The organism is Kribbella sp. NPDC023972 (genome assembly GCF_040639075.1).
In the GTDB taxonomy this organism is placed as follows: domain Bacteria; phylum Actinomycetota; class Actinomycetes; order Propionibacteriales; family Kribbellaceae; genus Kribbella.
Map to the genome: position 1 here is coordinate 141,257 of NZ_JBEZZH010000003.1, position 22,018 is coordinate 163,274.

The following is a 22,018-nucleotide window of genomic DNA, read 5'->3' on the forward strand; positions in this document are numbered from 1 at the left end:
GCTATTCACATCAGTCACACGAGTTCTCTTGCGACACACCGGCGGACCTGCCTCATCTGGCCCTCGCTGGGTCTTAGCGTCGTCGCATGGGGACGACAGGGCTGATCTATGTGGCGATCGTCGCCGCGTGGGCCGCCTACCTCGTCCCGATGCTGCTGAAGCGGGGAGACGAGGCCCGGCGCCAACCGGTGTCGTCGGCCGCCGACGCGCGGGTGCTCTCCCGCGACCCGTCGCGGCCGCGGTACGTCGTACGCCCGGCCGGAGCCGGCGTCGTCGAAGAGGATCTGCCGCCACCACCTGAGTCGAAGCGATACGTGCCGAATCGCGCCCGCCGGGTGGCCGCCATGCGCCGCCGGCGGGTCCTGTCGATCCTGACCCTCTCGCTGCTGTCGATGACCGCACTGGCCGGTCTCGAGATCCTGCTGTGGTGGACAGTGGCGATCCCGGGCTCGCTCATCGTCGCGTTCGTCGTACTGACCCGGGTCCAGCTTCGGCGCCAGGCCCGCGAGCGTGCCCGCGTCGCCGCCCAGCGCCGTGCCCGAGCCCAGGCCCACCACGACCGCGGCCCGGCCGGCAAGCCCGCACCGTCTCCCGACGAGGAGATGACCATCGAGGTCAAGCTCCCCGCGGAGCCGGTGGTTGCGAAGCCCCCAGTGCCTTCAGAGGGCCTGTGGGACCCGGTCCCGGTCACGCTGCCGACGTACGTCATGAAGGAGAAGGCCCCGGACCGCACCGTCCGCACCATCTCCCTCACCGACGACGAGGTCTTCTCCTCCGCCCGCACCACCGACCCCGCCGAGACCCCACGGATCGTGGAGTCGCCCCCGGCCGTCGCCGAGGAACCCGAGATCAAGCGCGCCGTCGGCGACTGATATCCGGTTTTAGACAGAGAGCCTGTCCGTGTTAGAGTTTCGCGGTCGCCAGGGAAACCTGACGAACCGCTCGGGGCTGTGGCGCAGTTGGTAGCGCGCTTCGTTCGCAACGAAGAGGCCAGGGGTTCGAATCCCCTCAGCTCCACCCGGCGGGTCCTATGAGAACAACCGGCAAGATCGTCACCGGCCAGTAGGACCCGCAGATGATGGTCTGGCACAGATTGGCCGCTCCCGCGATGGGGGCGGCCATTTTGGTGTCTGGGGCGGTTTCAGGGGTCGGGATGGCCTCCGGGCCCTCGGGGGTGGTTCGGCCTGTGTGCACGGCGTGGAGGGCCGCGAACGGTTGGCGCAGTTCGTACCCGGTGACCTCGTCCACGTCGAGGTAGAGCCGGTGGAAGATGGCTTGGTTGAGTAGCCGCTTCTGGTCGTCGCTGCAGCGCCGGTAGAGACTCTGGGGGTCCCCGAGCAGGGTCAGGCTGAGCTCGATCAGGCGTGCTTCGGCGGTGAGGCTTTCGCCGTCTTCGCCGAGGCGTTCCGTCAGATGCTTCCGCTGTCGTTCGATCTCGCGAAGCTTGGCTTTGATTTTGGTCTGCGGCAGGGTGCCATCGGCAGTCAGATCGAGCAGGTTGCTTTCGCGGACGTCGAGGGTCTGCAGCTCGGACCGCAGTTGCTGCTTGAGGAGCCGTGCGGCGCGGTTGTGGTTGGACAGAACGGCGGCTACATGGGCACGGGTCTGCTCGATGAACTGCCAGCTGAACCGGATCGCGCCGTAGATCTGCTCGACGGCATCCTCGACGTGCACGATGTTGACGTGCCTGCTGACTCACTCACCGGTGCGCTTGTTGGTGCAGAAGAAGTACTGGTACTGACTGCCGCGTGAGTTCTTGGTGTGCTGGATGACGAGACGCTGTTCGACACGCGACGGCGACACGGACCGCAGAAGAGCGAGCCCTTGAGGTGGGTGGTGACGAGTCCGGCGGCGTTCGCCCGCCATCGTACGGGAGTTGGCGATGACCTGGACCTGCTCGAACAGAGACTCGTCGATGAGTGCTTCGTGGCGACCGGGGATCCATTCGCCCTTGTAGATGACGAAGCCGAGGTAGTACCGGTCGCGCAGCATCTTCGAGAGCTTGTTGATCGAGACCTGCTTGCTAGGTGCCTTCCTGGTCGGCCGCGTTCGTAGCCCTCGGTCGTAGAGCTCGTCCGACAGATCTGCGAGGGTGTAGTCACCCTCGGCGTACAGCTGAAAGGCGAGTCGGATCAGAGGTGCACGGACGCATTGCGTGAGTTCGCCTCATCCCCCCAGAGACCTCGCGCGGGACGGGTGCCCCGTCGCCTGGGTGCGCGCGGGCGCTCGTTCACCAGCTGAAGCAGGTATGAAGGCCATCTGTCTAGCGCACGCCCTGTGGCCACCTCCGCCACTCGAACGATTGCGGCCGTGAGCCGTTGCCCTCGACGAACTCCCGTACCGCCTGGCGTACCTGCTCGATACCGACCTCGGAGTCCTGTGGCCAGCCTTCGTCATGATGCATGTAGTTGTAGAAGACTTCTTCGCGTTCGCTCGTCTTGCCCTGTACATAGGTGACGTCCTTGCTGTCGCCGCCGGCGTACCGGATGCCTCCGACTTTGCCCTCGGCAAACCAGGCGATGCGGAGCTCGTGATCGGGGTAGTCCGGGTTGACCCGGGCTCTCGTGCCGGCGTAGAGCGCGGCGACCGAGTTGTCGAAGTCCTCGCTCGTCAGTGCATCAACCAGGGCGTCGGCGTCCTGCGGCGTCTCCAAGATCACCGGGTCGTCTCCGTGGCCGTGCTTGTAATAGGCCTTGATCCTGACACTCATGACTGCTCCGTTCACTCACTCGGTGGGAGGGGGTAGGTCCGCTTGAAGCCAGCTGGTCCGAAGACGGTGAGGGTTGCCCCGGGCGGAAGAATATCTCTCAACAGCTCTCCGCAGCTCCACTCACCCTCACAGGGAATGTTGTTAATAACGATGGATTCGTGTTTAAGACCTTTTCGCCGCATAAACATACCGAACTTGGTTTCGACGTGCGACGGCGACATAATCTCTCCCGTTTCTGGGCCGATATTCCGTTCTCGCAAAAACTCCCGAATTCTGGCGCTTTCATCGTCTTCACCACTGACGAGATCTTGCTCCGCGCCGTCGCCATCGATCCACTTGCCTCGGGTCTTCGGTCGCGAGATGCCGGACTTCGTTCGGTCTGGCAGCTTTTGGAACAGTCGCCAGGCGTCTTTATGAGTGAGACGGGGAGGCGGTTCCTCCTCCGGGCTCGCCTCATCGCCGGCACCTGCGGCCTTCCCCGGCTTGTCCGCTTCCGGCTTCTCCTGGTCGTCGTCTTGCTGGTGTTCCGCGGGCCGTGTGTTGGCACCTGGACCGATCGGCCGTTCACCGGTCGAGCCGCCGCATGGCTCGACCGCTCGGATGCCGCTCACCATCTGCTCGACCCACTGCTTCGCTCGGGCCTCAGCCTGAGACAAGTAATGGGCGGCCTCTTCGCAGCGTCGTGCGGCGTCGTCGAGCTGCGTTGCGGCCGTGCGGGCGTTTGGGTTGTTGCTCGCGCTGCCGATCCATGCTGCCGCCTCGCGGCACTTCCTGGCTCCGTCATGCAGGTAGCCGACCGCCCGCGGGGCCTCGTTCAGGCAGGCGAGCAGCTGTTCAGCGACCCGCTGCAGCTCGGAAGGCATGTGGGCTGCCTCGGCCGGCTAAATCTGGTCGGCGTAGCTGCGGCAGCCAGCCTCGGCGATCTGCAACGACTGGACGGCTTGGTCAACCGATTTCGCGGCGGCGTCCAACATGGTCGCGATGTCCTGGTCGGCCCGCGTTGCGGTGCCGCGGATCAGGGCCTGCACTTGCTGGCTGGACTGCTCGAAGCGCTGCTTGAAGCCAGCCAGGCTGGCCGCACCTTGCCGCGACTGATCGGCCAGGCCGTGCAGCTGCATCTTCATCTGTTCGAGTGGTTTCCTCGAACAATCCGCGTCGATCGGTCGGCATGCCGATTCCTACGAAGTGCAGCAGGCTCGGTAGCACCACGGCAGTCACGTCGTAGCGGTTGATCGACTGGGCCAGTGCTTCGAATGCGACGAGCCAACTGTCAGGCCTCTCGACGTAGATGTGGCCCATCGTGAAGTTTTCCGCCTCGGCGTATGCGGCCATCTCCCGCTTGAGCTCCTCGACCTGGCCCTCGACGACCAGCAGGTCCCGGCGTAGGTAGCCGAGCACTAGCGGGCGGGTGAAGTCCTCCGAGAAGCCGTTCAGCCCTCGTCCCGCCAGCGGCGAGAGGTGTCGTTGAGCCGTTGCCAGACGCGCGTCCACCAACGGCGAAGACGGGAGTTCGTCATCGGTCTTCGGCATCGGGGCTTCCCAGAGGAGCGGCCGGCTCGATGGTGATGCGAAGGCTGGCGAAGCGCCGCGTCATGCCCGCTTGATACCGGAGGGCGTCCGGCGGCTCAGCGGTGTAGTCCGCGATGACGTGCTCACCGAACCACATGCGGACGCGGCGATCGGTGGGGTGCGGGACAGCAGCAAGCGTCGTCATTCGCCGCGCACCTCCTCGATGATGTCGCGGATCATGAAGCCGTACAGCACCATTGCGATGAGCGTGAGGACCCATGTACTCGCTGTCATGGCGATAACCATCCCGTCCGGGAGGTATCCCAGGAAGGGAGGTTGGGAGGGATGCCAGAGGGAGGATTTGGGGAGGAATCGTCGCCGTTAGATGCCCAGTGGTGACAGCCTGTGGCACCATCGATGAGTGACGGAGGCGAATGAGCAGCTTCGCCACGCGCGCGAGCGCGTGGAGTCGCCTCACGCTCCGGGCCAGCCGGCGTCCCGCCAGGATCTCGCCGAAATGGTCAACGAGTGGATCTGGCAGCAGCGTGGCCGCCGGACCGACATCGACGCCAACTACATCGGCAAGTTGGAACGGGGACTGATTCGAAGCCCTCAGGCCGACTATCGAGCGGCTCTGAGAGCAATCACTGGCGTGCGCACCGACCCTGAGCTGGGATTTCGGGTGCGCCGTCACTCGTCCCCATCGGTGGAGAACGTGGATCGAAAAGAGTTCATCCGAGCGGTTATCGGCGTAGGTGCCGCGGCCGTCTCGTCGGCGCCGCTGCTGGAGCTGTTGTCGCCTGATCAAGCCACGCCCGTGCCGAATATCGTCACCCAAGCCGACATCGATGGGGTCCGCACGGCTGCCCAAGTATTCGGCTCGTGGGACAACCACTACGGGGGCGGACTCGCACGCGAGGCGGTCATAGCCCAGCTGCGTCACTCCGCCGAGATGTTGGACTCTCGTTGCCCGGAGAGCCTGCGGCCTGAGCTGTTTTCGTCGGTCGGCTTCCTCGGCCACGTCTGCGCCATGATGGCCTTCGACGCCTACGCTCACGACGACGCTCGGCGAATGTTCCGCTTCACGCAGACCTGCGCCGACGAAGCTGGCGACTGGAATCTGCGTGCCAAGACACTCTCCTCGATGGCACGCCAAGCGATCTGGTGCGGCGATCCGGACCAAGGCTTGACGCTGACCGAGATGGCACTGGTACGAGCCGACCGCCTGACCGCCACCGAGCGAGCGATGCTCCTGGCAGCCCGCGCTCGGGCACTGGCCAAGCTCGGCCACGTGCAGGAGACGTTGCGGACAGTTGGCCTGGCGGATGAGCAGTTTGCCCAAGCGGATCCGGCGAACGATCCCGACTGGATGCGCTACTACGACCAGGCCCAGCATCTCGGCGACACCGGTCATGCCTTGTGGGATCTGGCCGTTCGCCAGGGCGAAGCGGAGCAAGAAGCAGCCTCTAGGTTGGCGAGCGCCGTCGCCGGCCATACCGAGACCTACGTGCGGTCGCGGGCCATGAGCAGCATCAAGCTGGCGTCGCTGACCATGACGGTCGCTGATCCTCAGGAAGCGGCTGTGATTGGTGTGCAGGCACTCAAAGACGCGCGGTCCCTACGCTCGCGTCGCGCTGCCGACGATCTCCGCGATCTGGCCCACCGGGCCACGGTGTTCGAGCGCGTCGACGAGGTTGCCGAGCTCCGTCACGACATTCGCAACGTGCTGGCTGCCTCGTGAGCCTGCCACCGTCAGAGGTTGTGCTCAAGCAGGCCTGTGCGCAGGTTGGTCTGCCTTCATCTGGCGCCGAGCCGATCCGACTTGGTGAGAACGCGATCTACCGGCTACCCCACCAGGTGGTAGTGCGTATTGGGCGGAGCGGTCAGGTCACGGCGGCTGAGAAGGAGGTTGCCGTCTCGCGCTGGCTCGCGTCTGTGGGAGTGCGGGCGGTGGAAGCGCTCGCCGATGTAGATCAGCCGATCGTGATCGACGGCTCGCCAGTAACCTTCTGGCGCGAACTCCCCGAGCACCGGCATGGCACTCCGCCTGAAGTCGCCGCGGTGCTCAAACGGCTGCATGCCAGCTCACTGCCGACCGACTTCGATCTTCCACCGCTTGCCCCGTTCGTGCGCTTGAGCGAGCGCATCGACGGCGCGACGACCCTGAACGAGGGCGATCGCGCCTGGTTGCGGCGGCAATTAGCGAAACTCACGAAGGCGTTCGTTGATCTACCAGCCGGCCTGCCGCGGAGCGCGATACATGGTGATGCGTGGGCAGGCAACGTTGTACTCACCGCTGATGGGCCGGTCCTCCTTGATCTTGAGCGCTTCGCGCTCGGACCACCAGAATGGGACCTGGTCAGTACTGCGGTTCGATTGAGCACGTTCGGCACCATAACTGCCAAGGAGTACGAAGCCTTCACGACGGCGTACGGTCATGACGTGCTCGAGTGGAACGGATTCGAGGTGCTGCGTGACATCCGCGAGCTGCGCGTGACTTGCTACGCGGCACAGCGGGCGAGCGAACAGCCATCGCTCCGGGGCGAAGCCGCTCTGCGGGTCGCCTGCCTTCGTGGCATGCGTGGGCCAAGACCATGGCCGGACTGGAAGCCGCTGAGCTGAGACACGACGTCGGCACCCGGGATGTTCGGATGCCTGGAGACCGGTGGCAGGACCTCCGCCAATTCCGAACCACTCACCGAGTGGAATGGGCCAGGCGAAGGAGGTCGGCGTCGTTCGACACCGTCGCTCGAGACACCCCGAGCGACGGTGTCGACGCCACCGATCGTGCTGCCTTCTTCAGCGCACTGCAACACGATCCGAGCCCGTGCGTCGGCCTGAAGTCGCGCTGGACGAGGTCGGGGAAGTGGTGGGTCTGGCCGTCGTTGTCGGTCAGCGAGAACCGGCAGGGCTTGGGCTGGCAAGGCTCCAGGCCCAGTTAGGTATGAGACAACGGACAACCTCGGGCCCGCAGCGTATGCCCCAGTCGACCAGGTCGGCGTGGACCTGGCGGCACCCGTAGGTACCATCGGAATCCTCGAACGACTGACAACGAACAGCTTCAGTTGTTCGCGTCTTCCGCGGTGGCTGACGCCGGCCGGTCCATTCGTAGAATCCGGAGCGGGACATTTTCAGGAGTGCACACATTTCGACGATGGACAGCGCGGTTTCGGTGTTCGCGGTGGTGGCTGCGTGCTCTGCATCGAATGAACTCGGACTTGTCGCTCACCGATGATCCTTGGCGAAGTACGCCGTGACTTTTCTCTGGAACAGATTCTCCTGCTCAAGCTCGCGAGTACGACGTCGCGACTCTGCTGGCTCCGCTCGTTCCGAAATGCCGAGCGTCGGCTCTTCACCGCCATGCTCCCGGCGATAGGTATTGACCCAATTGCCATGAGTTCCCGAGCTGATACCGAGCTCCTTGGCCACCTGAGCGATCGGACGAGAAGTCTCAACAACCATCCGGCCCGCGGATGTCATGACAACGTAATCCCTGGTGCCGGTGTGACCGGACCGTAACCCGACAGATGCTTGACGGACACGGTTGTTAGCGTTCACAGTCATCCCCAGACCAGGAGGGATGCAGTGGAGTCGAGCAACGAGCGCCACCCGCCGGCGATGGCGGACGTCTCCCGTCAGACGGTGGCCGACGGCCTCGAGAGTACGGGGGCGGGTCTCCCATCCGAAGGTTCGGATGGTCGTTTGAGCGCGGGCGAGGTGCTCCGGCGGCGATCGAGGTGATCGGCGCGGTCATGCGGGAACCAGTGGTGGTCGCGCCCCGGCTCATCGCCCGCACCGCCCCGACCCACTGAAACAGGCAGCAATCCGGGAGCGGTGCTCCTCGGGCGAAAATGGCGAAAATGTTAGCGCTAACACTAGAAGGGACGCACCATGCTGAAGAAGATCTCCGCGCTGTTCCTGGCCGGAGCCACCGCGTCGGTGATGGTCGCCTGCGGCAACGCCGCAGGCGCCGACAGCGGTAGCGGTGGCGGCGGTGACGACAAGATCACCATGGGGTTCTCCCAGGTCGGGGCGGAGAGCGCCTGGCGCACCGCCAACACCAAGTCCGTCCAGGACTCGGCGAAGAGCGCGGGCTTCGAGCTGAAGTTCTCCGACGCTCAGCAGAAGCAGGAGAACCAGATCAAGGCGATCCGCTCCTACATCCAGCAGAAGGTGGATGTCATCGCCTTCTCCCCGGTCGTCGAGTCGGGCTGGGACACCGTGCTCAAGGAGGCGCAGGCCGCCAAGATCCCGGTGATCCTCACCGACCGGGCCGTCGACTCCCAGGACACGAGCCTCTACAAGACGTTCCTCGGCTCCGATTTCGTCGAGGAGGGCAAGAAGGCCGGCACGTGGCTCGTCGAGGAGTACAAGGATTCCAAGGACCCGGTCAACATCGTCGAGCTGCAGGGGACGACCGGCTCCGCGCCGGCCAACGATCGCAAGGCGGGCTTCGCCGAGGTCATCAAGGCCGACCCGAAGTTCAAGGTGATCGCCTCGCAGACCGGTGACTTCACCCGCGCCAAGGGCAAAGAGGTGATGGAGGCCTTCTTGAAGTCCAACCCGGACATCGACGTGCTGTACGCCCACAACGACGACATGGGACTGGGCGCCATCGAGGCGATCGAGGGCGCCGGCAAGGTCCCGGGCAAGGACATCAAGATCATCACGGTCGACGCGGTCAAGGACGGCGTCCAGGCGTTGGCCGACGGCAAGATCAACTACATCGTCGAGTGCAGCCCGCTGCTCGGCCCCCAACTGGTGGATCTGGCCAAGAAGGTCGTCAACGGCGAAGAGGTACCGGCCCGCGTGGTGACCGAGGAGACCACTTTCACGCAGGAACAGGCCAAGAAGGTCCTGTCCAGCCGCCAGTACTGATTCGCACTCGGGGCCGGCTCCTCGGAGCCGGCCCCCACCGCGGAGAGAAGAGGAAGGTCGCCGCATGGTGGTACCCGGCCCGGTCCTGCGGATGAAGGGGATCGGCAAAGAGTTTCCCGGCGTCAAGGCGCTGGACGAGGTGGACTTCCGGCTGTTCCCGGGTGAGGTCCACGCCCTGATGGGTGAGAACGGAGCGGGCAAGTCGACCCTGATCAAGGTGCTCACCGGCGTCTACACCATCGATTCCGGCGTCATCGAGCTCGACGGACGGAAGGTGGCCTTCGCCAGTCCGTCGGCCGCGCAGCAGGCCGGCGTCAGCACCGTGTACCAGGAGGTCAACCTGGTCACGAACCTCTCGGTCGCGGAGAACATCTTCATCGGTCGCGAGCCCCGGCGGCTCGGCCGGATCCGGTGGCGCGAGCTGCGAGCTCGAGCCGCCGAGCTGCTGGCCCGGCTCGATCTCGACCTCGACGTCTCAGCGCCTCTGTCGAGGTACTCGCCAGCGATCCAGCAGATGGTGGCGATCGCCCGTGCGGTGGACGTCGAGGCCAAGGTCCTGATCCTGGACGAACCGACCTCCAGCCTGGACGCGGGCGAAGTCGCCCTGCTGTTCAAGGTGATCCGCCAGCTCAAGGACTCAGGTATGGCGATCCTGTTCGTCACCCATTTCCTCGACCAGGTGTACGAGATCTCCGATCGGCTGACGATCCTGCGCAACGGCCGGTTGATCGGTGAGTACCTGACCCGCGACCTGCCTCAGGTCGACCTGGTCGGCAAGATGATCGGGCGTGAGCTGGCCGAGCTGGAGCAGCTCTCGGAGAAGCCCCTCGCGCGCGTCTCCGAACCGCTCGTCCAGGTCGAGGGCCTCGGCAGGTCGGGCGCCATCGAACCGTTCGACCTCACCATCCGTGAGGGGGAGGTCGTCGGCCTCGCCGGCCTGCTCGGCTCGGGACGCACCGAGATCGCAAGACTGCTGTTCGGTGCCGACCACGCGAGCAGCGGTTCGGTACGGATCAGTGGTGAGCCGGTCGGGATCCGCACGCCGCGCGCCGCCACGCGCCACGGAATCGCCTTCTGCTCGGAGAATCGACGCACCGAGGGCCTGATCCCCGACCTCACCGTCCGGGAGAACCTCACGCTCGCCCTGCAGGCGCGACGCGGCTGGCGCCGGCCGATTCCCCGCCGCAAGCAGGATCAGCTCGTCGACAAGTACATCACCGCGTTGAACATCCGCCCGGCGAACCCGGAGCACCTGATCAAGAACCTCAGCGGCGGCAACCAGCAGAAGGTGTTACTCGCTCGCTGGCTGATTCTCGAGCCGCGCCTTCTCATCTTGGACGAACCCACCCGCGGTATCGACGTCGGCGCCAAGGCGGAGATCCAGCGCCTGGTCACCGAGCTGTCCGACGACGGTATGTCCGTGCTGTTCATCTCAGCGGAGCTGGAGGAGGTTCTGCGGTTGAGCCACAAGATCGGGGTTCTGCGGGACCGCCGACTGATCGCCGAGCTGGCCAACGACGAGCACCTCACCTCCGACGTACTGATGGAGACGATCGCCAGCGGGAGCGGATCATGAGCACAGTACTGAAGCACCGGCAGTTCTGGCCGGCGGTCATCCTGGCCGCCCTGCTGCTACTCAACCTGCTCTTCACCGACAGTTTCCTCACCATCGAGATGAAGGGCGGCCACCTCTACGGCAGCCTGATCGACATCGTCCGGTTCGGTGCGCCGCTGATCCTGGTCGCGCTCGGCATGACCCTGGTCATCGCCACCAGCGGCATCGACCTGTCGGTCGGTTCGGTGGTGGCGATCTCGGGCGCACTCGCCTGCCTGCAGATCAGCGGCTTGGAGAACGCCAACTCCGTCGGGGGCGTGCTGTCGGCTGTGGGGGTCGCGCTGCTGCTCTCCCTGGCACTCGGCGCCTGGAACGGTCTGCTCGTCGCCGGGATCGGCATCCAGCCGATCATCGCCACCTTGATCCTGATGGTCGCCGGCCGCGGCGTCGCGCAGTTGATCACCGGGGGGCAGGTCATCAACGTCAACAGCAGCCCGTACGAGCTGATCGGCGGGGGGTACTGGCTCACGCTGCCGTTCGGCATCTTCCTGGTGGTCGCCGTACTCGGGCTGACCGCTTTCCTCACCCGTCGGCTGGCGCTCGGTCTGCTGATCGAGTCGATCGGCGGCAACGCCGAGGCCAGCCGTCTGGCGGGTGTCCGATCTCGTGGCCTGATCATCCTGGCGTACGCGTTCTGCGGCCTGTGCGCCGGCATCGCGGGGCTGATGATCAGCTCCAACGTCTCCAGCGCCGACGGCAACAACGCCGGTCTGTGGATCGAGCTCGACGCGATCCTGGCGGTCGTCATCGGCGGCACGTCCCTGGTTGGGGGCAGGTTCTCCCTCGGCGGCACCGTGCTGGGCGCTCTCATCATCCAGACGCTGGCCACCACGATCTACTCGATCGGTGTGCCTCCGGAGACGACCTTGCTGTTCAAGGCGCTCGTGGTGACGATTGTCTGCCTCCTGCAGTCCCCGGCCTTCCGCGCGAAGGCCTTTCATCGGCGCCAACGCAAGCAAGCGGGCGCACCAGGTCAGGCGGTCGAGGAGAAGGCGAAGGTTCCGGCATGACGATGACCACCTCGGCAACCAGCCGGATGCCGGTTCCGCAGAAGTACCTCCCCACCATCGTGACCGCAGCCCTGTTCGTCGCCGTGTTCGTCGTCGGCGGCATCCGGTATGACGGCTTCGCCTCGGGCCAGGTCGTCCTCAACATCTTTGTCGACAACGCCTTCCTGCTCGTCGTCGCCGTCGGACTGACCTTCGTGATCCTCACCGGTGGCATCGACCTCTCGGTGGGCGCGGTCGTCGCGCTGTCCACGATGGTCTCGGCGAGCCTGGTCACCAATCACGGCTGGCCGCCGTTGGTGGCGATCGCGCTCGTACTCGTCATCGGGTCGGTGCTGGGGCTGGTGATGGGCGCGATCATCCACTACTTCGAGATCCAGCCCTTCATCGTCACGCTCGCCGGCATGTTCCTTGCGCGAGGCCTGTGCTACACCATCAGCACGGACTCGATCCCCATCACCGACCCGGTCTTCACCTCCCTCGCGCAGACGAAGGTGAGCCTGTTCGGTGAGCTGTGGATCTCGCCCAGTGTGGTCATCGCCATCGCGGCAGTGCTGGTGGCGGCCTACGTGCTGCACTACACCCGCCTGGGCAGGAACGTCTACGCAGTGGGCGGCAGTGAACAGTCGGCACTGCTAATGGGCCTGCCCGCGGCCAGGACGAAGATCGCGGTCTACACGATCAGTGGCTTCTGCTCGGCGCTGGGTGGCGTACTGCTGTCCTTCTACATGCTGTCGGGGTACGGCTTGCACGCGGTGGGAATGGAGTTGGACGCGATCGCCGCGGTGGTCATCGGGGGCACGCTGCTCACCGGTGGTTCCGGTTACCTGGTCGGTAGCGTTCTCGGGGTGCTCGTTCTCGGGCTCATCCAGACGATCATCAGTTTCCAGGGGACGCTCAGCTCGTGGTGGACCAAGATCTTCATCGGTCTACTGCTGCTCGCGTTCATCCTCCTCCAGCGGGTGACAAGCCGCTTCGATTTCGCGGTCCGCACATGACCGGTGCCCAGTGCAAATGGCCTCTCACACAGGAAGCTTGAGCCTGTTCTGCACCAGGGTCTGGCCTACCGGGGCAGTTTGAGACGGTGGTGGTGCTTGTGTGTCCGGCGGTGGCGGGCGGACGGTCGGCACGACCATGAAGACGATCGCGGCCCCGGCCGCGATCGTCTGTTCTGCCGTCATCTGCTGGTGGTAGTTGCCGTACCAGCGCGAGTGCACACAGTACGTCGACGCCCTTCTCCGATGGCGGTCCGGACGGGATCTTGATTCCCGCGAGCGCTTACGTAAGACCGGCTCGCGAACAGGCGTGCGACCTCGTGCCTGCGATCGATGAGGCTAGGTGCACCGGAAGCTAATCTTGACTCATTCCAGAAAAGGCGGTAGACTGCTCGCGTGCCGACGGTTGAGGAGCTCCAGGGGTTGTTGCGGGGGGCTTCGTTGCGGGTGACCCGGCCGCGGCTGGCGGTGCTCGGCGCCGTGCACACGCACGCGCATGCGGACACGGACATGATTATTGGTGCCGTGCGCAACGAAATTCCCGAAGTGTCGCATCAGGCCGTGTATGACGTGCTGCGGGTGCTCACCGACAAAGGGCTGGTCCGTCGGATCCAGCCGCACGGACTGGTCGCTCGGTACGAGTCGCGGGTCGGGGACAACCATCATCACGTCGTCTGCCGGTCGTGTGGCGTCATCGCCGATGTCGACTGTGCTGTCGGTCATGCGCCGTGCCTGACCGCGTCCGACGACCACGGTTTCGTCATCGACGAGGCCGAGGTCATCTACTGGGGCCTGTGCTCCGACTGCTCCACCGCACGCAGTTCATGACTTCCTTGAAACGTCCAGTCTGGAAGGAACCTAATGTCTGAGAACCACCCGCCGCTGCCGGCGGAAGCGACCACGGAGAGCCAGGGCAAGTGCCCGGTCGCGCACACCGCCCGTGCGCCGCATCCCACCCAGGGTGGTGGCAACCGGGGCTGGTGGCCGGAGCGGCTCAACCTGAAGATCCTGGCGAAGAACCCGGCCGTGGCGAACCCGCTCGGCGAGGAGTTCGACTACGCGGCCGAGTTCAGCACCCTCGACCTGGCCGCGGTGAAGCGGGATATCGCCGAGCTGCTGACCGCCTCGCAGGACTGGTGGCCGGCCGACTTCGGTCACTACGGCCCGTTCATGATCCGGATGGCCTGGCATAGCGCGGGCACGTACCGGATCAGCGACGGCCGTGGCGGCGCCGGCGCCGGTCAGCAGCGGTTCGCGCCGCTGAACAGCTGGCCGGACAACGGGAACCTGGACAAGGCCCGCCGGCTGCTGTGGCCGATCAAGAAGAAGTACGGCCAGAAGATCTCCTGGGCCGACCTGATGATCCTGACCGGCAACGTGGCGCTGGAGTCGATGGGCTTCAAGACGTTCGGTTTCGCCGGCGGTCGCGCGGACGTGTGGGAGCCGGACGAGGACGTCTACTGGGGTCCGGAGACCACCTGGCTGGGCGACGAGCGCTACACCGGTGACCGCGACCTGGAGAGCCCGCTCGGTGCCGTCCAGATGGGTCTCATCTACGTGAACCCGGAAGGCCCGAACGGCAACCCGGACCCGGTCGCCGCGGCCCGCGACATCCGGGAGACGTTCGGCCGGATGGCGATGAACGACGAGGAGACCGTCGCGCTGATCGCGGGTGGCCACACGTTCGGCAAGACGCACGGCGCCGGCCCGGCCGACCACGTCGGCGTGGAGCCCGAGGGCGCGCCGATCGAGGCGCAGGGCCTGGGCTGGAAGAGCACCTACGGCACCGGTAAGGGCAAGGACGCGATCACCAGCGGTCTCGAGGTCACCTGGACCACGACACCGACCCAGTGGAGCAACGACTTCTTCGAGATCCTCTTCGGTTACGAGTGGGAGCTGACCACGAGTCCAGCCGGCGCGCACCAATGGGTGGCCAAGGACGCCGAGGAGATCATCCCGGACGCGTACGACGCGGCGAAGAAGCAGAAGCCGACGATGCTGACGACCGACCTGTCGCTGCGCTTCGACCCGATCTACGAGCAGATCTCGCGGCGCTTCCTGGAGAACCCGGACCAGTTCGCGGACGCGTTCGCCCGCGCCTGGTTCAAGCTGACCCACCGCGACATGGGCCCGGTCGTGCGCTACCTCGGCCCGGAGGTCCCGAGCGAGACGCTGATCTGGCAGGACCCGCTGCCGGCGGTCGAGGGTGAGCTCATCGACGCCGACGACATCAACGCACTGAAGGCTCAGGTCACCGCGTCGGGGCTGTCCGTCTCGCAGCTGGTCTCCACTGCGTGGGCGGCGGCGTCGTCGTTCCGTGGCAGCGACAAGCGCGGCGGTGCGAACGGTGCCCGGATCCGCTTCGAGCCGCAGAACGGCTGGGAAGTCAACAACCCCGACCAGCTGGCCACGGTGCTGAACACGCTCGAGGGGATCCAGAAGTCGTTCAACGCGGCCGGTGGCAAGCAGGTCTCGCTGGCCGACCTGATCGTGCTCGCGGGTACGGCGGGTGTCGAGGCGGCGGCCAAGAACGCCGGGTACGACGTCGAGGTCGGCTTCACCCCGGGCCGGGTGGACGCCACCCTGGAGCAGACCGATGTCGACTCCTTCGCCGCGCTCGAGCCGATCGCGGACGGCTTCCGCAACTACTACGGCAAGGGCAACCGGCTCCCGGCCGAGTACCTGCTGCTCGACAAGGCGAACCTGCTGACCCTGAGCGCGCCCGAGATGACCGTCCTCGTCGGCGGCCTGCGGGTCCTGGGCGCGAACTACGACGGCTCCCAGCACGGGGTCTTCACCGACACCCCGGGCTCGCTGACCAACGACTTCTTCGCGAACCTGCTCGACCTGGGCACGGAGTGGACCGCGGTCGACGACAGCCAGGAGCTCTTCGAGGCCCGTGACGCCTCGGGCGAGGTCAAGTGGACCGGCACCCGGGCCGACCTGGTCTTCGGCTCGAACTCCGAACTGCGGGCCGTCGCCGAGGTCTACGCCAGCGACGACGCCAAGGAGAAGTTCGTCAAGGACTTCGCCGCCGCCTGGACCAAGGTCATGGAGCTCGACCGCTTCGACCTGCGCTGATCGCCGTACCAGCAACCAAGCAGACCGGCTCCCTCACCCCGAGGGAGCCGGTCTGCTGTTGTCACAGCCGCCGGACGAGTTCGCCGGATGACCGCGGCGGGCGCTCGCGCTCATCGGCCGCCTCTCGCGGGTTCTGCGGTACTGCGTGGCACCATGGTGAATCCGGACACCGGAAGGGGCCATGCCATGCGCTTTCACCATGATCGGGAGCCTGCTGGGGATCTGACCTTCAGTGACGTCTTCCTGGTTCCGAACCGGTCCGGGGTCGTGTCGCGGCTGGATGTGGACCTGTCCACCAGTGACGGGAGCGGTACGTCGATCCCGATCGTCGCGGCGAACATGACCGCGGTGTCCGGGCGGCGGATGGCCGAGACGATCGCCCGGTGTGGCGGACTGGCGGTGATCCCGCAGGACATCCCGGTCGACGTGGTCGCCGAGGTGGTTGCCTGGATCAAGCAACGGCACACCGTGCACGACACCGCCCTGGTGCTGCCGCCGACCGGGACCGTGGGCGAAGCGCTGAACCTGCTGCCGAAACGCGGCCACAACGCGGTGATCGTGGTCGACGACGGGCGCCCGGTGGGCGTGGTGACCGAGGCCGACTGCGCCGGCGTGGACCGCTTCACCCAGCTGGACACGATCATGTCCCGCGAGCTGCTGACGTTGCCGGCCGGGATGGACGCCGAGCGGGCCTTCGACCTGTTGCACGACGGTCGCCACCGGCTCGCACCCGTGGTCGATGCCGACAGCGCCATCGTGGGCATCCTCACCCGACAGCGAGCGCTGCGGGCAACGCTGTACGAACCGGCCGTCGACGCGAACGGGAAGCTCCGGATCGCCGCCGCGATCGGAATCAACCGCGACGCCGAGCAGAAGGCGAAGGCGCTGCTCGATGTCGGCGTCGACGTACTCGTGATCGATACCGCGCACGGCCATCAGGAGCGGATGATCGAGGTGCTCGAGCTCGTCCGCCGGCTCGAGCCGGCCGTCCCGATCGTGGCCGGGAACGTGGTCACCGCCGAGGGGGTCAGCGACCTGGTCGCGGCCGGGGCGGACATCGTCAAGGTCGGGGTCGGGCCGGGCGCCATGTGTACGACACGGATGCAGACGGCGGTGGGCCGGCCGCAGTTCTCCGCCGTACTGGAATGTGCCGAGCGGGCCCGTCAGCTCGGCAAGCACGTCTGGGCGGACGGCGGCGTACGGCATCCGCGGGACGTCGCGCTGGCGCTGGCGGCCGGGGCGTCCAGTGTGATGATCGGGTCCTGGTTCGCCGGCACCTACGAGTCGCCCGGCGATCCCCATCGCGACAACGACGGCCGGATCTACAAGGAGAGCTTCGGGATGGCGTCGGCGCGCGCGGTCCGGTCCCGGACGGCGGACGACACGCCGTTCCAACGGGCCCGCAAGAGCTTCTTCGGCGAGGGGATCTCGACCGCCCGGATGTACCTCGACCCGGAGCGCCCGAGTGTCGAGGACCTGCTCGACGCGATCGTGTCCGGCATCCGCAGTTCCTGCACGTACGTCGGCGCCGCCAACCTGCAGGAGTTCCACGAGCGGGCCGTGGTCGGCATCCAGACCGCGGCCGGCTACACCGAAGGCAAGCCGCTCGACACCAGTTGGTGACCACGTACGGCGATTTCCGCGCGGCGACGGTTGCGTAAAGACTACAGAGAGTCTCATTCCTGGGGTGAGGTTGAGGGCACAACGATCTCATGCCCCGGGCGATAGGCACGGCGTGACGGCAGTGGCACTGTGTAGTCAACGGGGTGGAGGGGAGGACGCCGGGAACCGTCGGGGGGTCGCGATCTCGCAGGGGGCGTGGGATCAAGCGACACGGGGGCTCACAGCCAGGCGTCCCACAACCGCGGGCGCGGGTGGTGGTGTGGAGTTCTACCGAGGCTTGGGAGGGCGACTCGGGAACTCGGAACCACCACCCGCGACTGCCGTGTGCGGGCAGTAATCGTGTGCGTCGCGCTGGTGCCGGGTGAGAGAGTCGAGGCGTGACGGACGCAGCGAGGACAGAACCCGCGACGGCGGCTGTCGAGATCGTGTGCGACGAGTCCGGGTACGAAGGCGAGAAGCTGGCCGGCGGAGTGACCGACGTGTTCGCGCACGCGAGTGTGCGCATCGACTCCGGGACCGCGGCCGACTGCATCGCGGAGTTGCGGCTGCGGATCCGGTCACCCGCGACGATGTACAAGGCCAATCATCTGCTCAGGTCGAAGCACCGCTCGGTGTTGCTGTGGCTGCTGGGCCCCGACGGCCCGTTGCTCGGCAACGCGAGGGTGTTCCTGGTCGACAAGACGTACTTCCTGGCCTCCGGGCTCGTCACCTTCCTGGGTGCCCGGCCGTCGATGACACGGTTCCTGTACGACGCCGCCCGGCGTACCGAGGAAGCCGAGGCGTTCCTGGTCGCGGCCAACGACTTCCTGCGGACCAGGTTCCGCGACGAGCAGCCGGTCGTGTCACCGCTCGATGCGCTGCTCCCGGCGATCGTGCGAGCCGTCGAGCACTGGGGTGCGAGTGGGCAGCCGGTGGCGATCGCGCACGACCGGCAGACCACGCTGTCCCCGGAGCGTGTCTTCACGCTGCGTCGGTCCGCTCCGGGCTTCGCCGGCCTCGAACAGGTCGACTCCTTTACGGACCAGCGGGTTCAGGTGGCCGACTTCCTCGCCGGCGTGGCGCGCAAGATCGCGTCCGACCAGCTGAAGGGGTCCGACGACGCCGAGGTGAGCGCCTTGCTCCGGCCCTATCTGGACCCCGGGTCGATCTGGATCGACCAGCCCAGCTGGGATCGGCTGACACGCTAGCTCTTGGCAACAGTCGGCGTACGGCGGCATAGTCAAGTGATCGACACATCAGCGTCGGGAGCAGAGGCTCGTGGAGGAGAAGGCGTCCGCTCCGCTGCGGGTTGACGCCGAGACCGCGATCATCCTGCGCGAGGCGTACCACAAGATCGAGGCGTTGTTCCGCGCCGACCACTACGGCCTGTACGACTACGCCCGGGTGGTGGCCGGGAAGATCGCGCGGGTCGACACGTTCTACGTCGGCTTCCTGCAGGGCACCAGCCGGGTCCGCTATCCCTACGGGTACGACGACGGCCGGTACGTCGACCCGGACACGCACATCTTCGGTCCGAACGGTCAGACGGCCTGGCTGGTCAGACGCCGGCAGACGTACCGGTTCGCCTACGACAACGGGGCCGCTCTGCACGCCGGCGTACCGATCGGTGATGTCGGGCGGCGGTCGGAGGACGCGGTGACGGTGCCGATCTTCCGTCCGGTCAAGGACGGTCCGGACCAGCTGTTCGGCATGCTGTCGATGCAGAGCTACGCACCGAACAGCTTCGACGACAACGCCGTCCGGGCGTTCGAGTGGCTCGGCGGCCTGGTCGAGCGGGTGCTGACCCGCGAAGGCGAGGACCGGGAGGCGCTGCGCCGGTTGCCGGCCGGCGATGTCGGGCCGAATCTGCTGACCTCCGACCACGTGATGGAGTACCTGGCCCATCGGGTCGGGTCGATCCGCGAGATCGCCACCGAGGGAATGGACGAACCGGAGGTCAGCGCGGCGGTACGGAGCCATCTGACCCGGATCATCGACCTCACCGAGCACATCCAGTCCGAGCTGATCGAGATGCTGATGGACACCGACGAGGGTCCGGAGCGACGGTACGCGAGCCTGACCAAGGCGCAGCAGAGCGTCGCCGTCCTGCTCGTCGACGGCCTCGACAACGACCAGCTCGCGGCCGAGCTCGGCATCAGCCTGAACACGGTCAAGACCCACCTCAGCGCCATCCTGCGCAAGTACGGCATGGCCAACCGCTCCCAGGTCGCCGACGACGTCCGCAAGTACCTGGCCCGCTGACCCCGGCCTCACCGCAGCGAGCCGACGGTCCTGGCCGTAAGCATGAGTGCGCCCGGTGACCGTGGTGGTCACCGGGCGCTCAGTCGTGCGGGGTCAGATCGCGGCGAGGGCGTCGTTCCAGGTCTTGGAGGGGCGCATGACCGCGGCGGCCTTGGTCGGGTCGGGCTGGTAGTAGCCGCCGAGGGCGACCGTGTTGCCCTGGACGGCGAGCAGCTCGTCCACGATGGTCTGCTCGTTCGTCGCGAGAGCCTCGGCGAGCGGGGCGAACGCCTTGGCCAGCTCGGCGTCGTCGGTCTGCTTGGCCAGTTCCTGCGCCCAGTACAGCGACAGGTAGAAGTGGCTGCCGCGGTTGTCGATCCCGCCGACGCGACGGGTCGGCGACTTGTCCTCCTCGAGGAACGTCGCGGTGGCCCGGTCCAGGGTGTCGGCGAGGATCTGGGCGCGGGCGTTGCCGGTCGCCTGGGCCAGGTGCTCGAAGCTCGCGGCCAGCGCGAAGAACTCACCCAGGCTGTCCCAGCGCAGGTAGTTCTCCTTGACCAGTTGCTGTACGTGCTTCGGCGCCGACCCGCCGGCCCCGGTCTCGAACAGCCCGCCGCCGGCCATCAGCGGGACGACCGAGAGCATCTTCGCGCTGGTGCCCAGCTCGAGGATCGGGAACAGGTCGGTCAGGTAGTCACGCAGCACGTTGCCGGTCACCGAGATGGTGTTCTCACCGCGGCGGATCCGCTCCAGCGACAACTTGATCGCGTCCACCGGCGCCAGGATGCGCAGGTCCAGGCCGTCGGTGTCATGGTCGAACAGGTACTGCTGGACCTTGGTGATCAGGTTCGCGTCGTGGGCGCGGGTCTCGTCCAGCCAGAACACCGCCGGGTCGCCGGTGGCCCGGGCCCGGGTGACGGCCAGCTTGACCCAGTCGCGGATCGGGGCGTCCTTGGTCTGGCAGGCGCGGAAGATGTCGCCGGCCGACACGGTCTGCTCCAGTACGGCGTTCCCGGCCTCGTCGACGAGCCGGACGGTGCCGGTGGTCTGGATCTCGAAGGTCTTGTCGTGCGAGCCGTACTCCTCGGCCTTCTGCGCCATCAGGCCGACGTTCGGCACCGAGCCCATGGTGGCCGGGTCGAACGCGCCGTTCGCGCGGCAGTCGTCCAGGACGACCTGGTAGATGCCGGCGTAGCTGCTATCCGGCAGCACCGCGAGCGTGTCGTGCTCCTGGCCGTCCGGGCCCCACATGTGCCCGGACGTGCGGATCATGGCCGGCATCGAGGCGTCCACGATCACGTCGGAGGGGACGTGCAGGTTGGTGATGCCCTTGTCCGAGTCGACCATCGCCAGCGCCGGGCCCTCGGCCAGTTCGGCGTCGAACGCGGCCTTGATCTCGGCGCCCTCCGGCAGCGCGGCGATGCCGTTGAGGATGCCGCCGAGCCCGTCGTTGGGGGACAGGCCGGCCTTCGCCAGGACGTCGCCGTACTGCGCGAACGTCTTCGGGAAGAACGCGCGGACGACGTGGCCGAAGACGATCGGGTCGGAGACCTTCATCATGGTGGCCTTCAGGTGCACCGAGAACAGCACGTCCTCGGCCTTCGCCCGGGCGACCTGGGCGGTCAGGAACTCGCGCAGTGCCGCGACATGCATCACGGACGCGTCGACGACCTCACCGGCCAGCACCGGGACCGACTCGCGCAGCACGGTGGTGGTGCCGTCGTCGCCGATCAGCTCGATCCGCAGCGAGCCGTCGGCCTCGATCACGGTCGACTTCTCGGTGGAGCGGAAGTCGTCCTGGCCCATCGTCGCGACGTTGGTCTTCGAGTCCGCGGTCCAGGCGCCCATCCGGTGCGGGTGCGCCTTCGCGTAGTTCTTCACCGAGGCGGGTGCGCGCCGGTCGGAGTTGCCCTCGCGCAGCACCGGGTTCACCGCGGAACCCTTGACCTTGTCGTACCGGGCGCGGATGTCGCGCTCCTCGTCGGTCGCCGGCTCGTCCGGGTAGTCCGGCAGCGCGTAGCCCTGCTCGCGCAGCTCGGCGACGGCGGCCTTCAGTTGCGGGATCGAGGCCGAGATGTTCGGCAGCTTGATGATGTTCGCGGCCGGCGTCGTGGCCAGCTGGCCGAGCTCGGCCAGCGCGTCCGGGACCCGCTGGTCCTCCTGGAGGTACTCTCCGAAGACGGCGAGGATGCGCCCGGCCAGTGAGATGTCCCGGGTCTCCACCCGGACACCGGCCTGACCGGCGTACGCCTGGATCACGGGGAGGAACGAGTACGTCGCCAGCGCGGGAGCCTCGTCGGTGTGGGTGTAGATGATCGTCGAGTCAGTCACAGCCCCACCCTAATGGGCACCACGCCCGCCTCTCCCGCCACGTGGTCAG

General features: G+C 66.6%; 21 protein-coding genes and 1 tRNA gene. 13 read left to right on the top strand and 9 right to left on the bottom strand.

What is annotated here, in order from left to right; all coding sequences use genetic code 11:
- Positions 1 to 86: 86 nt before the first annotated feature.
- Positions 87 to 872: a hypothetical protein gene (locus AB0F43_RS13715; RefSeq protein ID WP_360474947.1), complete on the top strand. Its 786-nt coding sequence runs from the start codon at positions 87 to 89 to the stop codon at positions 870 to 872.
- 72 nt (positions 873 to 944) lie between these two features.
- Positions 945 to 1,017 (top strand) — tRNA-Ala (locus tag AB0F43_RS13720).
- Here the strand turns inward: AB0F43_RS13720 and AB0F43_RS13725 are convergent.
- The 6 genes from AB0F43_RS13725 to AB0F43_RS13750 all read right to left on the bottom strand — a co-directional run bounded on the left by AB0F43_RS13725 (position 1,009) and on the right by AB0F43_RS13750 (position 4,424).
- Complete coding sequence (locus tag AB0F43_RS13725) at positions 1,009 to 1,674, bottom strand: hypothetical protein (protein WP_360474950.1); 666 nt, start codon at positions 1,672 to 1,674, stop codon at positions 1,009 to 1,011. The genes AB0F43_RS13720 and AB0F43_RS13725 overlap by 9 nt on opposite strands.
- Before the next feature lie 21 nt (positions 1,675 to 1,695).
- Positions 1,696 to 2,136, bottom strand: a complete 441-nt coding sequence (locus tag AB0F43_RS13730; protein WP_360476784.1) for a recombinase family protein — start codon at positions 2,134 to 2,136, stop codon at positions 1,696 to 1,698.
- 127 nt (positions 2,137 to 2,263) lie between these two features.
- On the bottom strand, positions 2,264 to 2,710 hold the full coding sequence (locus AB0F43_RS13735; protein WP_360474953.1) for an Imm1 family immunity protein: 447 nt from the start codon (positions 2,708 to 2,710) through the stop codon (positions 2,264 to 2,266).
- An 11-nt stretch (positions 2,711 to 2,721) separates the two neighbouring features.
- Positions 2,722 to 3,573: a DddA-like double-stranded DNA deaminase toxin gene (locus tag AB0F43_RS13740; protein WP_360474956.1), complete on the bottom strand. Its 852-nt coding sequence runs from the start codon at positions 3,571 to 3,573 to the stop codon at positions 2,722 to 2,724.
- An 18-nt stretch (positions 3,574 to 3,591) separates the two neighbouring features.
- Positions 3,592 to 3,834 carry a hypothetical protein gene (locus tag AB0F43_RS13745; RefSeq protein ID WP_360474959.1) on the bottom strand — a complete coding sequence of 81 codons (243 nt, stop codon included), beginning with the start codon at positions 3,832 to 3,834 and terminating at the stop codon, positions 3,592 to 3,594.
- Between the two features lie 389 nt (positions 3,835 to 4,223).
- Complete coding sequence (locus tag AB0F43_RS13750; RefSeq protein ID WP_360474962.1) at positions 4,224 to 4,424, bottom strand: hypothetical protein; 201 nt, start codon at positions 4,422 to 4,424, stop codon at positions 4,224 to 4,226.
- Between the two features lie 216 nt (positions 4,425 to 4,640).
- Here AB0F43_RS13750 and AB0F43_RS13755 point away from each other — a divergent pair, with 216 nt between their 5' ends.
- A complete protein-coding gene (locus tag AB0F43_RS13755) occupies positions 4,641 to 5,960 on the top strand; it encodes an XRE family transcriptional regulator (protein ID WP_360474965.1) in 1,320 nt (439 codons plus the stop codon).
- A 20-nt stretch (positions 5,961 to 5,980) separates the two neighbouring features.
- A complete protein-coding gene (locus tag AB0F43_RS13760; protein WP_360474968.1) occupies positions 5,981 to 6,841 on the top strand; it encodes an aminoglycoside phosphotransferase family protein in 861 nt (286 codons plus the stop codon).
- A 603-nt stretch (positions 6,842 to 7,444) separates the two neighbouring features.
- On the opposite strand, the gene AB0F43_RS13765 is transcribed toward AB0F43_RS13760, so the two are convergent.
- Entirely contained in the window at positions 7,445 to 7,699 is a 255-nt protein-coding gene (locus tag AB0F43_RS13765; protein ID WP_360474971.1) for a transposase, read from the bottom strand.
- 411 nt (positions 7,700 to 8,110) lie between these two features.
- Between AB0F43_RS13765 and AB0F43_RS13770 the strand changes: the two genes are divergently transcribed.
- The 4 genes from AB0F43_RS13770 to yjfF all read left to right on the top strand — a co-directional run bounded on the left by AB0F43_RS13770 (position 8,111) and on the right by yjfF (position 12,717).
- On the top strand, positions 8,111 to 9,097 hold the full coding sequence (locus AB0F43_RS13770) for an ABC transporter substrate-binding protein (RefSeq protein ID WP_360474974.1): 987 nt from the start codon (positions 8,111 to 8,113) through the stop codon (positions 9,095 to 9,097).
- A 64-nt stretch (positions 9,098 to 9,161) separates the two neighbouring features.
- On the top strand, positions 9,162 to 10,673 hold the full coding sequence (locus tag AB0F43_RS13775) for a sugar ABC transporter ATP-binding protein (protein ID WP_360474977.1): 1,512 nt from the start codon (positions 9,162 to 9,164) through the stop codon (positions 10,671 to 10,673).
- Positions 10,670 to 11,722 carry an ABC transporter permease gene (locus AB0F43_RS13780; protein WP_360474980.1) on the top strand — a complete coding sequence of 351 codons (1,053 nt, stop codon included), beginning with the start codon at positions 10,670 to 10,672 and terminating at the stop codon, positions 11,720 to 11,722. The genes AB0F43_RS13775 and AB0F43_RS13780 overlap by 4 nt, the downstream gene beginning before the upstream one ends.
- Positions 11,719 to 12,717, top strand: a complete 999-nt coding sequence (gene yjfF / locus AB0F43_RS13785) for a galactofuranose ABC transporter, permease protein YjfF (protein WP_360474983.1) — start codon at positions 11,719 to 11,721, stop codon at positions 12,715 to 12,717. The genes AB0F43_RS13780 and yjfF overlap by 4 nt, the downstream gene beginning before the upstream one ends.
- Before the next feature lie 24 nt (positions 12,718 to 12,741).
- On the opposite strand, the gene AB0F43_RS13790 is transcribed toward yjfF, so the two are convergent.
- Positions 12,742 to 12,900 (bottom strand): hypothetical protein, encoded by a 159-nt coding sequence (locus AB0F43_RS13790; protein WP_360474986.1) that lies wholly within the window; start codon positions 12,898 to 12,900, stop codon positions 12,742 to 12,744.
- A 210-nt stretch (positions 12,901 to 13,110) separates the two neighbouring features.
- On the opposite strand from AB0F43_RS13790, the gene AB0F43_RS13795 reads away from it, so the two are divergent.
- The 5 genes from AB0F43_RS13795 (at position 13,111) to AB0F43_RS13815 (ending at position 19,659) form a co-directional block, all read left to right on the top strand.
- Positions 13,111 to 13,542 (top strand): Fur family transcriptional regulator, encoded by a 432-nt coding sequence (locus AB0F43_RS13795; protein WP_360474989.1) that lies wholly within the window; start codon positions 13,111 to 13,113, stop codon positions 13,540 to 13,542.
- Positions 13,543 to 13,575: 33 nt separating this feature from the next.
- On the top strand, positions 13,576 to 15,795 hold the full coding sequence (gene katG / locus AB0F43_RS13800) for a catalase/peroxidase HPI (protein ID WP_360474992.1): 2,220 nt from the start codon (positions 13,576 to 13,578) through the stop codon (positions 15,793 to 15,795).
- Between the two features lie 186 nt (positions 15,796 to 15,981).
- Entirely contained in the window at positions 15,982 to 17,418 is a 1,437-nt protein-coding gene (locus AB0F43_RS13805) for a GuaB1 family IMP dehydrogenase-related protein (protein ID WP_360474995.1), read from the top strand.
- 377 nt (positions 17,419 to 17,795) lie between these two features.
- Positions 17,796 to 18,605, top strand: a complete 810-nt coding sequence (locus AB0F43_RS13810) for a hypothetical protein (protein WP_360474998.1) — start codon at positions 17,796 to 17,798, stop codon at positions 18,603 to 18,605.
- Positions 18,606 to 18,675: 70 nt separating this feature from the next.
- Complete coding sequence (locus tag AB0F43_RS13815) at positions 18,676 to 19,659, top strand: LuxR C-terminal-related transcriptional regulator (protein WP_360475001.1); 984 nt, start codon at positions 18,676 to 18,678, stop codon at positions 19,657 to 19,659.
- A 93-nt stretch (positions 19,660 to 19,752) separates the two neighbouring features.
- On the opposite strand, the gene AB0F43_RS13820 is transcribed toward AB0F43_RS13815, so the two are convergent.
- Positions 19,753 to 21,969, bottom strand: coding sequence for an NADP-dependent isocitrate dehydrogenase (locus AB0F43_RS13820; protein ID WP_360475004.1), 2,217 nt, complete (start codon positions 21,967 to 21,969; stop codon positions 19,753 to 19,755).
- Positions 21,970 to 22,018: the final 49 nt, after the last annotated feature.

Excerpts from the sequence above, each read along its gene's own strand:
- AB0F43_RS13715 (WP_360474947.1), top strand. The coding sequence starts at position 87 with ATGGGGACGACAGGGCTGATCTATGTGGCGATCGTCGCCGCGTGGGCC.
- AB0F43_RS13765 (WP_360474971.1), bottom strand. The coding sequence starts at position 7,699 with ATGACATCCGCGGGCCGGATGGTTGTTGAGACTTCTCGTCCGATCGCT.
- AB0F43_RS13745 (WP_360474959.1), bottom strand. The coding sequence starts at position 3,834 with ATGAAGATGCAGCTGCACGGCCTGGCCGATCAGTCGCGGCAAGGTGCG.
- katG (WP_360474992.1), top strand. The coding sequence starts at position 13,576 with ATGTCTGAGAACCACCCGCCGCTGCCGGCGGAAGCGACCACGGAGAGC.
- AB0F43_RS13780 (WP_360474980.1), top strand. The coding sequence starts at position 10,670 with ATGAGCACAGTACTGAAGCACCGGCAGTTCTGGCCGGCGGTCATCCTG.
- AB0F43_RS13790 (WP_360474986.1), bottom strand. The coding sequence starts at position 12,900 with ATGACGGCAGAACAGACGATCGCGGCCGGGGCCGCGATCGTCTTCATG.
- AB0F43_RS13735 (WP_360474953.1), bottom strand. The coding sequence starts at position 2,710 with ATGAGTGTCAGGATCAAGGCCTATTACAAGCACGGCCACGGAGACGAC.
- AB0F43_RS13805 (WP_360474995.1), top strand. The coding sequence starts at position 15,982 with ATGCGCTTTCACCATGATCGGGAGCCTGCTGGGGATCTGACCTTCAGT.
- yjfF (WP_360474983.1), top strand. The coding sequence starts at position 11,719 with ATGACGATGACCACCTCGGCAACCAGCCGGATGCCGGTTCCGCAGAAG.
- AB0F43_RS13770 (WP_360474974.1), top strand. The coding sequence starts at position 8,111 with ATGCTGAAGAAGATCTCCGCGCTGTTCCTGGCCGGAGCCACCGCGTCG.
- AB0F43_RS13775 (WP_360474977.1), top strand. The coding sequence starts at position 9,162 with ATGGTGGTACCCGGCCCGGTCCTGCGGATGAAGGGGATCGGCAAAGAG.
- AB0F43_RS13750 (WP_360474962.1), bottom strand. The coding sequence starts at position 4,424 with ATGACGACGCTTGCTGCTGTCCCGCACCCCACCGATCGCCGCGTCCGC.
- AB0F43_RS13740 (WP_360474956.1), bottom strand. The coding sequence starts at position 3,573 with ATGCCTTCCGAGCTGCAGCGGGTCGCTGAACAGCTGCTCGCCTGCCTG.